Annotated in this window: 16 protein-coding genes; all 16 read left to right on the forward strand. The window is 36.8% G+C overall.

The features are described 5' to 3' along the window. The first annotated feature begins 11 nt into the window (after positions 1–11). On the forward strand, positions 12–929 hold the full coding sequence (locus E7276_RS02985) for an ABC transporter permease (RefSeq protein ID WP_294213564.1): 918 nt from the start codon (positions 12–14) through the stop codon (positions 927–929). A gap of 11 nt (positions 930–940) precedes the next feature. Further along, complete coding sequence (locus tag E7276_RS02990; protein WP_294213567.1) at positions 941–1,828, forward strand: carbohydrate ABC transporter permease; 888 nt, start codon at positions 941–943, stop codon at positions 1,826–1,828. Positions 1,829–1,999: 171 nt separating this feature from the next. Further along, positions 2,000–3,607: an ABC transporter substrate-binding protein gene (locus tag E7276_RS02995; protein ID WP_294213568.1), complete on the forward strand. Its 1,608-nt coding sequence runs from the start codon at positions 2,000–2,002 to the stop codon at positions 3,605–3,607. Between the two features lie 108 nt (positions 3,608–3,715). Continuing rightward, positions 3,716–5,200 (forward strand): family 43 glycosylhydrolase, encoded by a 1,485-nt coding sequence (locus E7276_RS03000; protein ID WP_294213571.1) that lies wholly within the window; start codon positions 3,716–3,718, stop codon positions 5,198–5,200. A gap of 93 nt (positions 5,201–5,293) precedes the next feature. Next, positions 5,294–5,926, forward strand: a complete 633-nt coding sequence (pgmB, locus tag E7276_RS03005) for a beta-phosphoglucomutase (RefSeq protein ID WP_294213573.1) — start codon at positions 5,294–5,296, stop codon at positions 5,924–5,926. Next, a complete protein-coding gene (locus tag E7276_RS03010; RefSeq protein ID WP_294213574.1) occupies positions 5,926–6,774 on the forward strand; it encodes an MBL fold metallo-hydrolase in 849 nt (282 codons plus the stop codon). The genes pgmB and E7276_RS03010 overlap by 1 nt, the downstream gene beginning before the upstream one ends. Positions 6,775–6,886: 112 nt before the next feature. Continuing rightward, positions 6,887–7,816, forward strand: a complete 930-nt coding sequence (locus tag E7276_RS03015) for an alpha/beta hydrolase (protein ID WP_294213576.1) — start codon at positions 6,887–6,889, stop codon at positions 7,814–7,816. Positions 7,817–8,098: 282 nt separating this feature from the next. Further along, positions 8,099–9,148, forward strand: coding sequence for a Fic family protein (locus E7276_RS03020; protein WP_294213579.1), 1,050 nt, complete (start codon positions 8,099–8,101; stop codon positions 9,146–9,148). A 2-nt stretch (positions 9,149–9,150) separates the two neighbouring features. Further along, positions 9,151–10,653, forward strand: coding sequence for a type I restriction-modification system subunit M (locus E7276_RS03025; protein WP_294213581.1), 1,503 nt, complete (start codon positions 9,151–9,153; stop codon positions 10,651–10,653). A gap of 15 nt (positions 10,654–10,668) precedes the next feature. Next, entirely contained in the window at positions 10,669–11,547 is an 879-nt protein-coding gene (locus tag E7276_RS03030; protein WP_294213583.1) for a BRO family protein, read from the forward strand. An 18-nt stretch (positions 11,548–11,565) separates the two neighbouring features. After that, positions 11,566–12,699 (forward strand): restriction endonuclease subunit S, encoded by a 1,134-nt coding sequence (locus tag E7276_RS03035; protein WP_294213586.1) that lies wholly within the window; start codon positions 11,566–11,568, stop codon positions 12,697–12,699. Positions 12,700–12,701: 2 nt separating this feature from the next. Continuing rightward, complete coding sequence (locus tag E7276_RS03040; RefSeq protein WP_294213589.1) at positions 12,702–13,103, forward strand: DUF6680 family protein; 402 nt, start codon at positions 12,702–12,704, stop codon at positions 13,101–13,103. Positions 13,104–13,149: 46 nt separating this feature from the next. Beyond that, positions 13,150–14,118: a site-specific tyrosine recombinase/integron integrase gene (xerA, locus tag E7276_RS03045; protein WP_294213591.1), complete on the forward strand. Its 969-nt coding sequence runs from the start codon at positions 13,150–13,152 to the stop codon at positions 14,116–14,118. Positions 14,119–14,126: 8 nt separating this feature from the next. After that, the gene (locus E7276_RS03050; RefSeq protein WP_294213593.1) at positions 14,127–14,939 is read left to right on the forward strand and encodes a DUF2971 domain-containing protein; all 813 of its coding nucleotides are present in this window, start codon (positions 14,127–14,129) and stop codon (positions 14,937–14,939) included. Between the two features lie 45 nt (positions 14,940–14,984). Next, entirely contained in the window at positions 14,985–16,022 is a 1,038-nt protein-coding gene (locus E7276_RS03055; RefSeq protein WP_294213595.1) for a restriction endonuclease subunit S, read from the forward strand. 29 nt (positions 16,023–16,051) lie between these two features. Next, on the forward strand, positions 16,052–16,846 hold the full coding sequence (locus tag E7276_RS03060) for a DUF4393 domain-containing protein (RefSeq protein WP_294213597.1): 795 nt from the start codon (positions 16,052–16,054) through the stop codon (positions 16,844–16,846). Positions 16,847–16,871: the final 25 nt, after the last annotated feature.

A 16,871-nucleotide genomic window follows, 5' to 3' on the forward strand; every position in this document is an offset into this window, starting at 1 on the left:
GGAGGGTTTACATGAATACTACAGTTAGTAAGCTTAAAAGGTATTGGCCACTATATGCTATGTTTCTACCTGGTGGCTTGTATCTTTTGATTAACAATTATATTCCAATGGCGGGAATTATCGTTGCCTTCAAGCAATACAATGTTAGGAATGGTCTATTTGGAAGTGCTTGGATAGGACTTAAAAATTTTAAGTTTTTATTTGCAACACCAGATGCATTTGTGATAACAAGAAATACTATTCTTTATAATTTTGTATTTATTATTTTGAATACCTTGTTTGGAATCATATTTGCAATTTTTATTTGTGATGCTGTTAACAAGAAGCTGAAAAAAACATATCAAAGTGCAATATTGTTCCCATATTTGATGAGTGCAGTTATTTTAGGATATATCGTATTTGCGTTTTGCAGTCAGTCGAATGGTATTTTGAATAGCACTATTCTACCAGCACTTGGAATTGACCCAGTCAATTGGTATTCAGATCCGAATGTATGGCCATTTATATTAATTTTCACCAATACATGGAAGGGTGTTGGCTATGGCTGTTTGATTTATATCTCCGCAATTAATGGTATTGATCCTTCATTGTATGAGGCCGCCTCCCTTGATGGAGCAACAAAATGGCAGCAGATTAAAGCAATAACATTGCCATCACTTATACCAACAATTATTACTCTGACTCTTATGAGTATAGGTAGAATCTTTTACTCAGATTTCGGATTATTCTACCAGGTTCCACGTAACTCTGGAGCTGTATATGCTACTACAAATGTAATTGATACCTATGTTTATAGAGGACTTATGGAACAGTCAAATATTGGCATGTCAGCTGCAGCAGGATTCTATCAGTCGGTAGTTGGATTTGCACTTGTAATAATTGCAAACTGGGTGGTTCGAAAAGTAAGTGAAGAAAATGCTTTATTCTAGGGGGAAATGTAATGCGAGAGAAACCTTTTTCAAAATATCAGGTAATGTCAAACCTGATAATGATCATATGGACAGTACTTATAATATTACCGTTTATATTGCTATTGATGTCATCAATCACTGAAGAAAATACTTTGGTGGCAAATGGATATTCATTTTTCCCAAAGAAATTTTCAATAGCTGCTTATACATATATTTTTCAGTCAGGTGACAAAATTATCAAGTCATATGGAATCAGTATTTTAGTAACCGTTGTGGGTACTTTTGTAAATGTATTACTGTCAGCAATGATGGCATACACATTATCTGTAAAGAAGCTTCCATTTAGAAAAGCATTAAATTTTTATGTATTCTTCACAATGCTTTTCAACGGTGGAATTGTACCATCATATTTGCTTTGGTCATCACTTGGTGTAAAGGATACACTTTGGGCACAGCTACTACCTAACTTTTTAGTTAGTGCCTGGAACGTAATGATGATTAGAACATATTTTACAACAAGTATTCCTGAGTCATTGTACGAGGCAGCAGAAATAGACGGGGCAACACAGTTTCAGATTTTTAGAAAAATAGTACTACCACTTGGCAAACCAATTCTTGTAACAATGGGAACCTTTGCAGGTCTTACATATTGGAATGATTGGACAAATGGACTTTATTACATCACAAGAAACAAGGACATGTACAACGTACAGAATCTTTTGAACCAGATGGTTAGCAATATCCAGTATCTGGCATCTAGTTCAAACAGTAATGTGACAGCGGCGGCTGCCAGCCTTCCATCAACTGCAATACAGATGGCTATCGCATTTGTTGCCATTCTACCAATTATGCTAATCTTCCCATTCTTCCAGAAGTACTACTCAAAAGGATTGACATTAGGAGGGGTTAAAGGATAAGGAGACGGGAGGGCCCCCGAAGGGGAGTTGCCCGTCTCCCACAGCACACCCCATGCCGAAGGCATATACAATGGGTGTGCTTTCACGCAAAATCCCGGGCCGTGCTTTCACGATTGTTATTTACCAAGTAACACTTGGTTTAGTAAAATGATTTATTTAGGAGGAGAAAAAATGAAAAGAAAGTTAGTGAGTGTTTTACTAGTAGCTTCTATGGCAGCTTCGGCACTTGTGGGGTGCGGAAGTAGTAGTTCTGGCGGGGGACAGACTACAGGAGCAGTGAGCGCAGATGGTGTAACAACAACTTCATATGGTGAGTATACAAAGGATGATCCTTATCATTTGGTGTTTGAGTACATCGAATTCTATGAACAGGATGATGCAGCACGTACTGCAGTGCAGGATGCACTTAATGATTATATGATTGAGAACTATCAGATTGAGGTTGAGTTCCTTCCAGTGTCATATGCAGATTATCAGACTACAACACAGCTGATGCTTTCAGGTGGTGATGAGCTTGATGTTATTCCTATTTTTTATTCTTATGCTCCAAGCTGGGTAAACATGGGTGGAATCTATGATATGACAGAGCTTTTGAATACAGATGATGGTGCAAAAATCATCGAGGCACTTGGCAGTGAGGAAACAGCAAAGGTTGGTAGTGTAAATGGTGTATTATTTGGCTTCCCAGCTAACAAGGAATCTGTAGAGCTTGGTGGTCTTTGCATGAGAGCAGATATCTGCGATGAGCTTGGTCTTACAGAAAAGTATAACCTTGATGCAGAAAACTCAGACACATATACAGGTAAATCAATTAGATGGGATGAGGCAGAAGAAATCTTTGCAGCAGTAAAGGAAGCATATCCAAATATGTATCCACTTTATCTCTATAATTCATCTCAGTACAACAGATTCACTGAGTTTGATACATTGGTAGATAGCTTTGGTGTAATTGACCTCAGTGAGGACAGAGAGAACACAACTGTTGTAAACATGTTTGAAACTGAGCAGTACAAAGAGTATGTTACAATGATTGCTGATTGGTATGATAAGGGATACATTTATCCAGATGCAGCAACAGATACTCAGGGTACAGCTACAATGATGAAGGCTGGAAATACATTCTCATATGCTACAGCTATCAAGCCTGGCTTCTTGGCAGAGGCTAATTCAGCAAACGGCTGTGAATGCTATTGCTTATATATCAACCCTTCAGATGATGGATACTTATCAACAACTAATATTTCGTTCTTTGACACAGGTATTGCAAACAACTCAAAGGACCCAGAAATGGCCTTTAAGTTTATCTCAGCTTTATACTCTGATCCAACAGTTTACAATCTATGGCAGTATGGTATTGAGGGCGTAAACTATCAGGTACTTGATGATGGTACAGCATACTTTGTTGATGGCGAGGATGGAAGCAATTATGCATATCACCAGAATTCCGGCTGGTGCTTAGGCAACCAGTTCCAATCATATGTATGGAATGACGGCACAAAGACAGCTGATTATTGGGATTTATTAAAGTCTCATAATGACTGGGCATATTATCCAGCAACATATGGTTTCATGTGGGATAGCTCAGATTACTCTACAGAAGTAACTGCACTTACCAATGCATATGAAACATATAGAGCAACACTTGAGACTGGCTCAGAAGGCTCAGCAAAGGTTCAGGAAACACTTGATGCATTAAATGAGGCTTTATATGCAGCAGGACTTGAAGATGTTATGGCAGCCAAGCAGGAGCAGCTTGACGAGTGGCTTGCTACACAATAAAAAATGTCGGTTAAATAGTAAAAAAAAGAAGTAAGATTGAAACCGCAAAACATTATAATGGCTGTCAGAGTTGTCAATTCTGACAGCCGTTTTTGAAGGAGGAATATAATGGAACAGATTTTTAACCCTTATTTGCCTTTGACAGAGTATGTTCCAGATGGGGAACCACATGAGTTTGATGGCAGAGTTTATATCTATGGTAGTCATGATAAGGCTCAGGGAAAGGTGTATTGTGAGGAGGATTATGTAACATGGTCTGCTCCAGTAGATAACCTTAGAGATTGGAAGTACGAGGGTGTTATTTATAGAAAAGAGCAAGACCCTTCTAATGCTGACGGAAAAATGCAGCTATGGGCACCAGATGTAACTAAGGGACCAGATGGAAGATACTATTTATATTATTGCTATTCGTTCTATCCAGAGATAGGTGTAGCAGTAAGTGATAGTCCAGCAGGACCATTTGAATTTTACGGTCATGTGAAATACCCTAAGAGTCTTCATGATGGAAAGACATTAGATGATCATATGCCTTTTGACCCAGCAGTACTTACAGATGATGATGGAAGAGTATATCTATATTGGGGATTTGCACCAGCATGTGAAAAGGAAATGATTTTGCCTGATTTTTCTGATGAGGAAATCGCTCAAATGCCACCAGAAAAACAGGAAATGATGAAAACTATTAAGAGAATAAAATTTGTTGTAGATTCTCAGGTTGCAGAGCTAGAGTCTGATATGCTAACTCTTAAGGAAGCGCCAAGAAAGCTTATTCCTAGCGGAAAGACATCTGAGGGAACAGGCTTTGAAGGACATGCATTCTTTGAGGCATCCTCTATTAGAAAGATAAAGGGCAAATATTATTTTGTATATAGCAGTCATAAGAGCCATGAGCTTTGCTATGCCGTTTCTGACAAACCAGATAGAGATTTTGTGTATGGCGGTACAATCATTTCAAATGGTAATATTGGTCTCGACGGTAATGATAAGCCTACATATACACTTAGCAATAACCATGGTGGAATAGTAAAGGCCGGTGATGATTACTATATTTTCTATCATAGATGTACAGATGGAAATGAGTTTTCGCGTCAGGGCTGTGCAGAAAAAATCGTTATAGAGGATGATGGAACAATCAAGCAGGTTGAAATGACTAGCTGTGGATTAAATGGCGGAGCGCTCAGGGCTTCTGGAATGTATCCAGCAGGTATAGCCTGCCATATCACTTCTGCTACTACAATGAGTTCCATTGATTTTAATGACCCAATTATGCAAAAACAGACTCGTATGGTTGAACGTCAAAATACAACTTACATTACTGATATCGAGGATGGTACAACTGTCGGATACAAATACTTTGATTTTGATAATGTAAAAGAGGTATTGCTGGAGGTCCGTGGAGAGTTTGGTGGAGTAATTGAGCTTTCGGGAGATTTTGATTTAAAAGAAAAATATGCTTCATCAAGAATCAATATTGATGCTGATAACTGGCAGCTTGTTAGCATTCCTGTTGAGATTAGTGCAAAAAATAAGGCGCTATACATTAGCTTTACAGGTAATGGTAGTCTGGAACTCAAGAGCATCGGCTTTAGATAAAATATGTCGGATATTTAAAAATTTAATCTGTGTAATTAATAATTCCTTGAAGTTATGCTAGATAAAAATAGCATAACCGAAAGGAATTTTTTTATGAAAGCAGTTATTTTTGATTTGGACGGGGTAATTTGTTTTACAGATAAGTATCACTATATTGCATGGAAGAAGTTGGCTGATAAGGAAGGCATCTATTTTGACGAGACGATTAATAATAGACTTCGCGGTGTTTCTAGAATGGATAGTCTTGATATTATCCTTGAAAAGGCTACAAAGAAATATAGCCAGGCTGAAAAGGAAGATATGGCAGCTGAGAAGAATGCCACTTATGTGGAGCTTTTAAAGGAGATGAGTCCTAGTGATTTATCTGATGAGGTTCGTGGTACATTAAATGAACTTCGAAATAGAGGCTACAAGCTTGCAATTGGTTCATCAAGTAAAAATACAAAAATGATTTTAGGACAATTAGGACTTGGTGATTTCTTTGATGCAATTTCAGATGGAACAAATATCACAAAGTCTAAGCCAGACCCAGAAGTATTCTTGAAGGCGGCAGAGTTTATTGGCGAAAGCCCAGCAAATTGCCTTGTAGTAGAGGATGCCAAGGCTGGTATTCAGGCTGCATATGCCGGTGGCTTTGAAAGCGCAGGACTTGGGGAAGCAACAGAGCATCCTAATGTGACATATAAATTAAAGTCATTTAAAGATCTATTGGAGGTATGTAAATAATGGATAATGGACCATCTTTAGAAGAAATCTTTGGTAGTTATATGCCTTATAAAATAACAGATGATACATGGGTACTTAGTTTTATGAACGGTAGTGAGTACATGTATCTCCTTGAGGGCACTGAAAAAGCACTACTCATTGATACAGGCTATGGAGCAGGTAATCTGAGAGCTTGTGTAGAAAAACTGACAGATAAGCCGGTAATGGTTGTGAATACACATTATCACCCAGATCATTCTGCCGGCAATGGGGAGTTTGAAGAGGTAATGCTTTCTGGTGGTTGGGAGATTGATGCTCCATCAGTTAGCACACCAGGATTAATACCATTTGATATATCAAAGTTGCCATATCCTGATTATAAAAAGGTAATAATAAAGGGTGGCGACATTATTGATCTAGGCGATAGAAAAATAACTGTAATTGATGTTAAACCAGCTCATTGTAATTCTAGTTTATTCTTCTATGATGAGGCTAACGGCATGATTTTTGTTGGAGATGAGCTTGAACCAGGTCAGGTAAATCTATTTGATAATTCATATAATCCTGATGCACCATATGATGTGAGAGAGAGGCTGGATAATTTTAAGAGCAACACTGAAAAGGTTTTATCATTGCATGCTAAGTATATTTGCCCAAATCACAATGGAACTCCAATGGCAGAAAGCTATCTTCATGAATTTTTAAATATGGTAGACAATATTTATAATGGCACAGCGACAGTTGAGGACAAGCTAAATCATAAATATATAGAGATGGATCCAAAAGCACCGACTCTTTGTAGAGTTAGAAATGGCAATGCAAGTATTTTTATTAATAAAGAGTTGCTGATGACTGTATACGGCAAATAAATGTCGTAATTCGCAATAAAAAATGACGGCTTTTTCAATTGAAAAAGTTGTCTTTTTTTAGCATAATATAAATGTTCGGAATCGGACAAATTAGTATTGGAGGTTATCGTAAATGCGAATTGAAACTATTAAACTATGGGAAGATAGAGACGATGTTGAGCTTACAGCTTTTTTAAATCTCAATGATCCATTCCTGAAAATCAAGAGAAAGAGACCAGCTATTATTTCTGTTCCAGGTGGTGCATACCAGACCTGCCCTAGACATGGAAATGAAGGAGACCCAGTTGCAATGTCATTTGCAATTGATGGATATCAGGCATTTGTTCTTGAGTATTCTAATGCTACAAAGGCACCTGAGGGAAAAGCATTATTCCCAGCCCAGACTATTGATATGGCAAAGGCAATCCTTACTATCAAGGAGCATGCAAAGGAATGGGATATTGATCCAGAGCAGATTTCTATTGTAGGATTCTCTGCAGGAAGTCACGTATGTGGAATGTATGCAACTACTTACAATACAGAGAATAAGGATTTATTAACAGAAAAATTTGGATGCACAGTAGATGATTTGAGCATCATGTCAGCTCTATGCATCTATGGTCTTCATGATTATGAGCTACAGGAAAAATTCAATGAAGAGCACCCTAACTTCATGTCAGATGGTAAGGGCAACATTCCTATTTTTGGAAGTGCTCATCCAGATAAGGCTACTTTGGATAAATACAGCCCAGTGGTACAGGCAACAACAGCTATGCCACCAATGTTTTTGGCACACGCTCTTGATGATGGCTTAGTTCCAGCAATGCACACCATCAAAATGGCTGAGAGATTACAGGAGCTTGGTGTACCATTCGAGTGCCACCTGTTCCAGTATGGCAACCATGGCTTTGCCCTTGGACGCAATGTTTTCGAGCCATTCAAGGACAGCCTGGAGCATGACGCCTCAGATTGGCTTCCACTTGCGAAGCGATTCTTGCAGCACCAGATTGATGAGACTACACTCGTGAAGGAAGAAAATCCTTTTAAGGATATGCCATTTTAATAATTTATAATAAATTATTGAGTTACATAGTTTAAATAAGCTCGGAGAATTAGAGTCCTTGGAAACTTTGGTTTCTAAGGACTTTTTAAATATAATCATATTTCGCTGTATCACGTCGAAAGTGTTTAATTAGGTCATTATAAGTTTTAATGGCGTCAAAATAACTAAAAATGACGCTATTGGGACTATTGACGACCAAATTAATTAAGTGTATCATAATAAATATCAATTGGGTCATTTTAGTTTTGAATGACCGCGTTAGAATTAGAAAGAGGCTATTGAATGCGTAACTATGATTATAGAGAAAAATGGCAAAAGTTGCTGACTCCTGAGATTGTGAGGAAGCTAACTCTTATTAATGAATATAAGGGGGAGCAAAGGCTATTTATAGAAGCACATAAGGATGAACTAAGAGAGCTTATAGAAATTGCAAAGATTCAAAGTACCGAGGCTTCTAATAGAATTGAGGGAATATTTACAGCAGATGATAGATTAAAAAATCTTGTTCAGGAAAAGACTACTCCAAGAAATAGGGATGAGTCTGAAATAGCAGGATATAGGGATGTACTCAACACAATTCATGAGAGCTATGAATATATTCCTATTAACGCTAATTATTTCCTACAGCTTCATAGGGATTTATATAAGTTTTTGGGAAGTGTTGACGGTGGTGTTTTTAAAACTGGTGACAATATCATCAGAGAAAGAGATGAGGCTGGAAATGTAAAGATTAGATTTGTTCCGGTCCCTGCATGGGAAACTCCAGGTGCTATAGATGAATTGTGCAAGTCATATAGAGATGCTAAACAGGAAGTAGACCCACTGATTTTGCTTTGTATGTTTATCTTGGATTTTTTATGTATTCATCCCTTTAATGACGGCAATGGCAGAATGAGTAGATTATTGACATTACTGCTACTTTATCAATCAGGATTCATTGTTGGAAAGTACATTAGTATTGAGAAGCTGATTGAAGAGTCTAAGGTGACATATTATGAAGCACTACAGGATAGTTCCCAGAATTGGCATGAGAACGACAATGACTATAAGCCATTTGTTAATTATATGCTTGGTGTTATTATCAGTGCATATAAAGAGTTTGAGTCTAGAGTGAAACTTGTTACTAATCCTGATTTTTCTAAGCCGGATAGAATTAGAGAGATTATTAAGAATCATGTTGGCACAATAACAAAAGCAGAACTTTTGGATATGAATCCAGATATAAGTGATACTACAGTTAAGAGAACTCTTACTGATTTAGTTAAGAGCGGAGAGATAAATAAAATCGGCAATGGTCGTTATACAAAATATGTATGGAACGCGGAGGAATAGAAATGATTACAGGCGAATTAAAAAACAAAATAGATGGACTATGGGATATATTTGCTGCAGGTGGGTTGGTTAATCCACTTGAGGTTATAGAGCAGATTACATATTTGATGTTCATCAGAGATTTGGATGATGTCGACAATAAAAAGGAAAAAGAAAGCGCTATGCTGGGGCTTCCTTATAAAAGCATTTTTGCGGATGAAGTAAAAATTGGCGAGCGTTCAATTGATGGAAAGCAGCTCAAGTGGTCTGTATTTCATGATTTCCCAGCGGGCAGAATGTATACAGTAATACAGGAGTGGGTGTTCCCATTTATCAAGAATCTTCATAGCGATAAGGATAGTGCATATTCTAAATATATGGATGATGCCATTTTCAAGCTACCCACACCACTGCTTTTATCCAAAGTTGTTGATTCATTAGATGAGATTTATGCATTGATGAATGTAGCTCAGGCTACTGATATCCGCGGCGATGTATATGAGTATTTGTTAAACAAAATAGCATCAGCTGGTAGAAATGGTCAGTTTAGAACACCTAGACATATTATTAGAATGATGGTCGAGCTAGTGGACCCAAAGGCTGATGATGTGATATGTGACCCTGCTTGTGGTACATCAGGTTTCTTAGTATCTGCAGCTGAGTATTTAAAAGAAAAAAAGAAAGAAGAAATCTTCTTTGATAAAGATAAGAAAGACCACTACATGAATTCTATGTTCAATGGATTTGATATGGACAGAACAATGCTCCGTATTGGTGCTATGAACATGATGACACATGGTATTGATAATCCATTTATTGAATATCGTGATAGTTTGTCAGACCAGAATGCAGACCATGATAAGTATTCACTTATATTAGCAAATCCACCTTTCAAGGGAAGCCTTGATGCTGATGCTGTATCTGGTGACTTGTTAAAGGTTTGTAAGACGAAAAAGACTGAGCTGTTATTCCTTACATTATTCCTTAGAATTCTCAAAGTGGGTGGTAGATGTGCTTGTATCGTACCTGATGGTGTACTATTTGGTTCATCCAAGGCGCACAAGGATATAAGAAAAGTAATTGTTGAGGACAACAGACTTGAGGCTGTTATTTCAATGCCTTCTGGTGTATTTAAACCATACGCAGGAGTTTCTACAGCTATTCTTATATTTACCAAGACTGGACATGGTGGAACAGACAATGTTTGGTTCTATGATATGACAGCAGACGGATATAGCTTGGATGATAAGCGTACTCCTGTAAATGAAAATGACATTCCAGATATTATTGCTCGTTTCAAAAATCTCGAAGCAGAATCAGAAAGAAAACGTACAGACAAGTCATTTATGGTTCCAAAGCAGGATATTGTTAATAATGACTACGACCTTTCTATTAACAAGTACAAGGAAGTGGAATATGAAAAAGTGGAGTATCCACCAACATCAGAAATTATGGCTAATATCCGTGAAATCGAAATGGAAATCGGCAAAGAAATGGATGAGTTAGAAAAATTGTTAGGCTTGTAGTAGGAGTAATGATTAATGGAGAATAAGATACAGTTATTTGAAAATCAGCCAGTAAGAACCGCATGGGTTGAGGAAGAAGAGGAATGGTATTTTTCTGTAGTCGATGTCATTGGTGTTTTGACTGAACAGAAAGATTATGATGCCGCAAAAAACTATTGGAAGGTAACAAAAAAGCGTCTTAAAGATGAGGGAAATCAGTTGGTTACAAATTGTAACCAACTGAAAATGAAATCGCCTAAAGATGGAAAGAGATATAACACTGATGTAGCCAATACAGAGCAGTTGCTTCGTATTATCCAGTCGATTCCTTCAAAAAAAGCAGAACCATTTAAAATGTGGTTAGCACAAGTTGGGCGAGAAAGAATTGAAGAAGTTATTGACCCAGAGCTCACCATTGACAGAGCCTTGGAGACATATGCAAAGAAAGGCTATTCAAAGGAATGGATTAATCAGCGCTTGCAGGCAATTCAGGTCCGAAAAGAGCTTACTGATGAATGGGACAAACGCGGTGTAAGCAAAGGTATCGAATATGCGATATTAACAGATGAGATTACCAAAGCTTGGTCAGGCATGTCTACTCGTCAGTATAAGAATCTAAAGGGGCTGAAGAAAGAAAATCTTCGAGACAATATGTCCACACTTGAATTAGTTCTTAATATGCTAGCTGAGGCAACTACAACAGAAATATCTAAGCAACAGCAGCCAGACACATTTGAAGATAGTAGACAAATTGCAATAGAAGGCGGAGCTATAGCTGGAGAAGCCAGAGAGTCTATTGAGAAAAGAACAGGCAAGCCAGTAATTACAAACAAGAATGCAGAACAGTTACAGGGATTAGTTGCTGACTTGATTGAGAGTGTTGGAATTAGCGAAGAGGAAGGAAAAACAAATTGAGATTTGTAGGGATGATAGATGGCTAAACTAGGTGAATATGCAAGCTTTATAATGGGACAGGCACCAGCTAGTTCAGATTGCAATACTGATGGGGTGGGAACTCCTTTTGTTAAAGCAGGACAATTTGGTAAATCAGTACCAATTATTGATGAATGGACGACTAATCCATTAAAAATGGCAAGCAGCGAAGATGTTTTAATTTGTGTGGTAGGAGCTACAAGTGGAAAACTTAATCGAGGTGTCGATTGTGCTATAGGAAGATCAGTAGCAGCTATACGACCAAATAGAGAGGCAATTAGGGATTACATTTATTATGGACTTCATCCGTGGATACAAAGGCTTAGAGGTGGATCGCAGGGAAGTGCGATAGGTGTTATTACCAAAGATATGCTTGATGTAGTTGAGATGCCTTTTCCGGATGTGAAGCGACAAAAAGAGATAGTTCAAATCTTGAGTTCTATAGAATGTATTATAAAAAAAAGAGAAGTGGAATTAGGGAAATTAGATGAACTCATCAAAGCCCGATTTGTCGAGCTCTTTGGAACTCTAGATAATCCTTCTCAGGAATATGAGAAGGCTACTTTAAAAGAGTTATGTAACAAAATAACTGATGGGAAGCATGGTGGATGTGATCAAGAAGAAGGTACTGATCGTTATTTTGTAGGTGCAAGAGAAATATTTGATGACGAGGTACATTATGAAACTGCACCACAAATAAATATTGAAGAATTTGAAAAGGATTATAAACGTTGCAATGTTGAGATAGGCGATTTTTTGATTGTTAATACTGGAGCAACAATAGGTAAATCTGCCATTGCCTCAGATATTAGAACTGAACATACACTTTTACAAAAGAGTGTTGCGTTGCTCAAAGTAAAGCGGGAAGTATTAAATCCGGTATTTCTAAAATGGTGTTACAGGGTAAATACAAAGATGTATTTGGTCGAAAGCGCTTCAGCTCAACCGAATTTATTGTTATCAAAGATAAATTCAACAGTCATTTATGTGCCAGATATTAGTTTACAAAAACAATTTGCAGATTTTGTAGAACAAGTCGACAAATCAAAAGTTGTGGTGCAGAAGGCATTGGATGAAGCGCAGTTATTGTTTGATAGTCTTATGCAGGAGTATTTTGGGGAGAAGGGAGATTAAGAATGACATTGATAAATGCAATTATTAGTTTAATTGGGGCTGTGATATCTGGTGTGCTAGCTACAATTATAACGATATTTATAAATCATAAGAATGAAATAATGAGAGAAAAGAAAACTGTTGTTGCGGAAATATTTGGATATCGTTTTCTTCTGAATAGACAAAGAGACGCAGAAAAATTTTATGCTGCGCTAAACAGGGTTCCAATAGTATTTCATGATGATGAGGAAGTTCTTCAAGCGTACGAGGAGTTATTAGCAAATTCATTAATAAAAGATTGGAATGAGCGAGGGAAAAAAATGAATGATTCATTGGTGACATTGTTAAAAGCTTTGTGCAAAGCGACAGGTATAAAGTGTAATGATTGGAATGACAGTAAAGTTTTAAATGTATTTGGAGTTTAATATTATAGTTGGTTGCAGGGATGCTGGTAAAGAAAGGATTACCAGTATGGAAGAAAAGATTGTAACTATTTTAAATGAGATGTCGGAGTATCTTTCGATTGCACAAATGAAGAAACTCCAAGAAGTAATGTTGGATGCTTTTTCAGGGAAAATTGCAAAGCAAAAGCAAATATCGAATCAGGAATATTTAAAGTTGTTTTTGGCAGCAAAAACTATAGAAGGTTGCTCGAATCGAACGATTCAATACTATGGGGTTACGATAGAAAAGATGCTCACTATTATAAATCTACCGATTCGTAAGATTACTACAGAGGATATGCGAAGCTACTTGAGGCAATATCAAGAATGGAATGGATGCAGCAAGGTGACGGTTGATAATGTTCGTCGAAACATATCTAGTTTCTTTTCGTGGCTTGAAGAAGAGAATTATATTCTAAAAAGCCCAATGCGTCGGATTCATAAGATAAAAACAAATCTTCAGGTGAAAGAAATAATTACGGATGAGGATATAGAAAGACTTCGCGATTGTTGTAATTGTAAGCGAGATCTTGCAATGATTGATTTGCTCTATTCAACAGGGATGCGTGTCGGAGAATTGGTGAATCTGAATATTTCTGATGTGGATTTTGAAGCCAGAGAGTGTGTTGTTTTTGGAAAGGGTGGAAAAGAGCGGAAGGTGTATTTTGATGCTAAATCAAAGTTGCATTTGCAAGCGTATCTTTCTAGTCGTGTAGATGATAATAAGGCACTATTTGTAACATTAGATGCTCCGCATGATAGGTTGAAAATTAGCGGAGTAGAAATAAGAATGCGTTCCTTGGGGCGAAGTAATAACTTGACGAGAATTCATCCACATAAGTTTCGACGAACAATGGCTACGAGAGCAATTGATAAAGGTATGCCAATAGAGCAGGTGCAAAAAATTTTAGGACATTCACAAATTGACACGACAATGCATTATGCGATGGTGAATCAGAGTAATGTGAAGACTTCACATATGAAGTATATGGGGTGATAGGTAATATGGAAATAAAGACTTCTTACAAATACAAGGCGGAGTTTAAAAAGCTTATATCTGGAGAATGTTGGATAACAGATGATAAAATGATGAATCATTTTGGTAGTATGACGGACCATTGTGATTTGAGGGGGACTAAAAGTTTTTATAGATATAGAAGCTTTAACGAGTATACGCTCGGGGAGATAATTAATCAACAGGTGTATCTTGCAAAACTTTCAGAATATGATGACGCCTATGAAGGAAGATATCTTGTTGATGAGTTTGATTTGAAAAATAATATTAACCAATTTGATGTTGATAGAATTAACAACTTTTACCGTGAAAATGTGAGATGTGCGTGCTTTACAACAAATAATAAGAATATTCCTATGTGGTATTATTATGCAGATAAACATCAAGGTATTTGCATAGAGTACAAATATAGGGATTTCCGGTTGAATGAAGATGCTATCTTTTTACCTATTATTTATCCTAGAAATTATGAAGAACATGATTTTAAGTTTTTACCAAAAATTGAAGAACAATACAAGTTTGGTGCTATAGTTACTTCCTTGGTTAAGAATCGACTTTGGGATTTTGAAAATGAGTGGAGAATTCTAAAGGTAACGGATGAAAAGAACCCATTATATGTACCATTGAAAATGGACAAGATTCATTTGGGGGCAAATGTATCACAAGCTACTAAAGAAGTTATAAAAAATGTAATAGAAAAAAATAATCTGGACATAAAGCTGAAAGAAATGGTTTTAACAACATCAGGATTAGCATCTTTTGATGAAGGTATTATTCCAGAAGACCATAAGACTAGACTTTGATAGTTATTCTTGATGTGCCCAAATTGAGATTTGTAGGGATGATAGATGGAGAAATTACTATTAGAAGATTGCTGTGAAATACTGGATTCTATGCGAGTGCCAATTACCTCTTCAGATAGAGTAGAAGGACCATATCCATATTATGGAGCTAATGGGATTCAGGATCATGTAGCAGACTACATTTTTGACGACGAATTGGTTCTTCTAGCAGAGGATGGAGGTAACTTTGGTTCAAAGGAAAGACCAATTGCTTACCGAGTCTCTGGAAAGTGTTGGGTTAACAATCACGCTCATGTGTTAAAACCTAAAGAAGGGCTAGATGTAGACTATTTGTGCTATTCTTTGATGTTTTATAACGTTGGTGGGATGGTAAATGGAGCTACTAGGCAAAAGCTTACTCAGGCAGCAATGAGGCAGATGTTAATTCCTAAAAGAACGATGGAAGAGCAGAAATATATAGTTGATTTGCTAGTAAAGGTCGTTGCTGTAAAAGAAAAAAGACAACAGGAACTTACTGAATTGGACAACCTCATCAAAGCCCGATTTGTCGAGCTCTTTGGAGATATAAATATTAATGATAAAGGTTGGGATATTGAGCCACTTGGAAACTTATGCACTATTGTTAGAGGCGGATCTCCAAGGCCTATTGAACAATTTTTGGGTGGAGATGTTCCTTGGATTAAGATTGGTGATGCGACTGATGGAGATAACATATATCTAAATTCAACAAAGGAGCATATTATACAAGAAGGAGTAAAGAAAAGTAGATTGGTTAAAGCTGGTAGCTTGATTTTTGCAAACTGTGGAGTATCACTCGGGTTTGCTAGAATCATTACTTTTGACGGATGCATTCATGATGGATGGCTTGCAATGGAAGATATTGATGAAAGACTTGATAAAGTATTTTTGTTACAAACATTAAATCAGATGACAGAACATTTTAGAGCAATAGCTCCAGCTGGAACTCAGCCTAATTTGAATACAGCAATAATGAAAGCGTACAGGCAAGTATTGCCTCCGCTTGAATTACAAAAAGAGTTTATTGCTTTTGCTAAACAAGTCGACAAATCAAAAGTTGTATAATAAATAAATAAATTAAAGGAGAAGGATTGATGGGAGAGATAGTAGAAGAAATTGTTAAAGATGCTGGTGGGGTTATAACAGAAGTTTATAAAGATGGTTTGAGCCAATCTGTAAAACCGATAGGAACGATGCTTAGTTATTTGCCGAGAACCGTAAGATTGGCGCTAGCTAAATGGGAAAAGTGGATTGTAAATGGGGAAGAGAGTTTAAGATTGACTGGTGAAGCGCTTAAAGATAAGGTGGATAAAATACCAGATGAAAAATTGTGTGAACCAGAACCATATGTAGCAGTTCCCGCTATCCAACAAATATCGTATTGTTATGATAGTGCAGATTTAAGAGAAATGTATGCTAATTTATTGGCATCTTCAATGAATATAGATAAGAAGTGGACCGTTCATCCTAGTTTTGTAGATATAATAAAACAAATAACTCCTGACGAAGCTAAGTTATTAAATATATTTCCGAAAGATAGTTTTTCAAGTGTACCCTTAGTGGATGTGAAGATTGTGTTTAGTAAAATGAACGATTTTATTACTTACGCTAAGAATATATTGCCTGATAAATATTATGATATCTGTGATAATCCTGATAATATGCGTGCTTATATAAACAACTTGGAACGACTTAAGATAATACATATACCAGCATGGGTGTCTATTGTGGATAATGATTTCTATAGTGATATTGAGAAAAGTGAACGCATTAAAAAAATTAAAGAACAGGTTGTATTGTCAGATGAACAACATTATGAATTGGTTAAAAGGCTATTTTGTATGACTGATTTTGGAATAGCATTTGTAAAATGTTGTATTGAAGGTTAGTAGGTTTAGAATTATAAAATGTCTT

This window comes from Pseudobutyrivibrio sp., assembly GCF_015057185.1.
GTDB lineage: Bacteria > Bacillota > Clostridia > Lachnospirales > Lachnospiraceae > Pseudobutyrivibrio.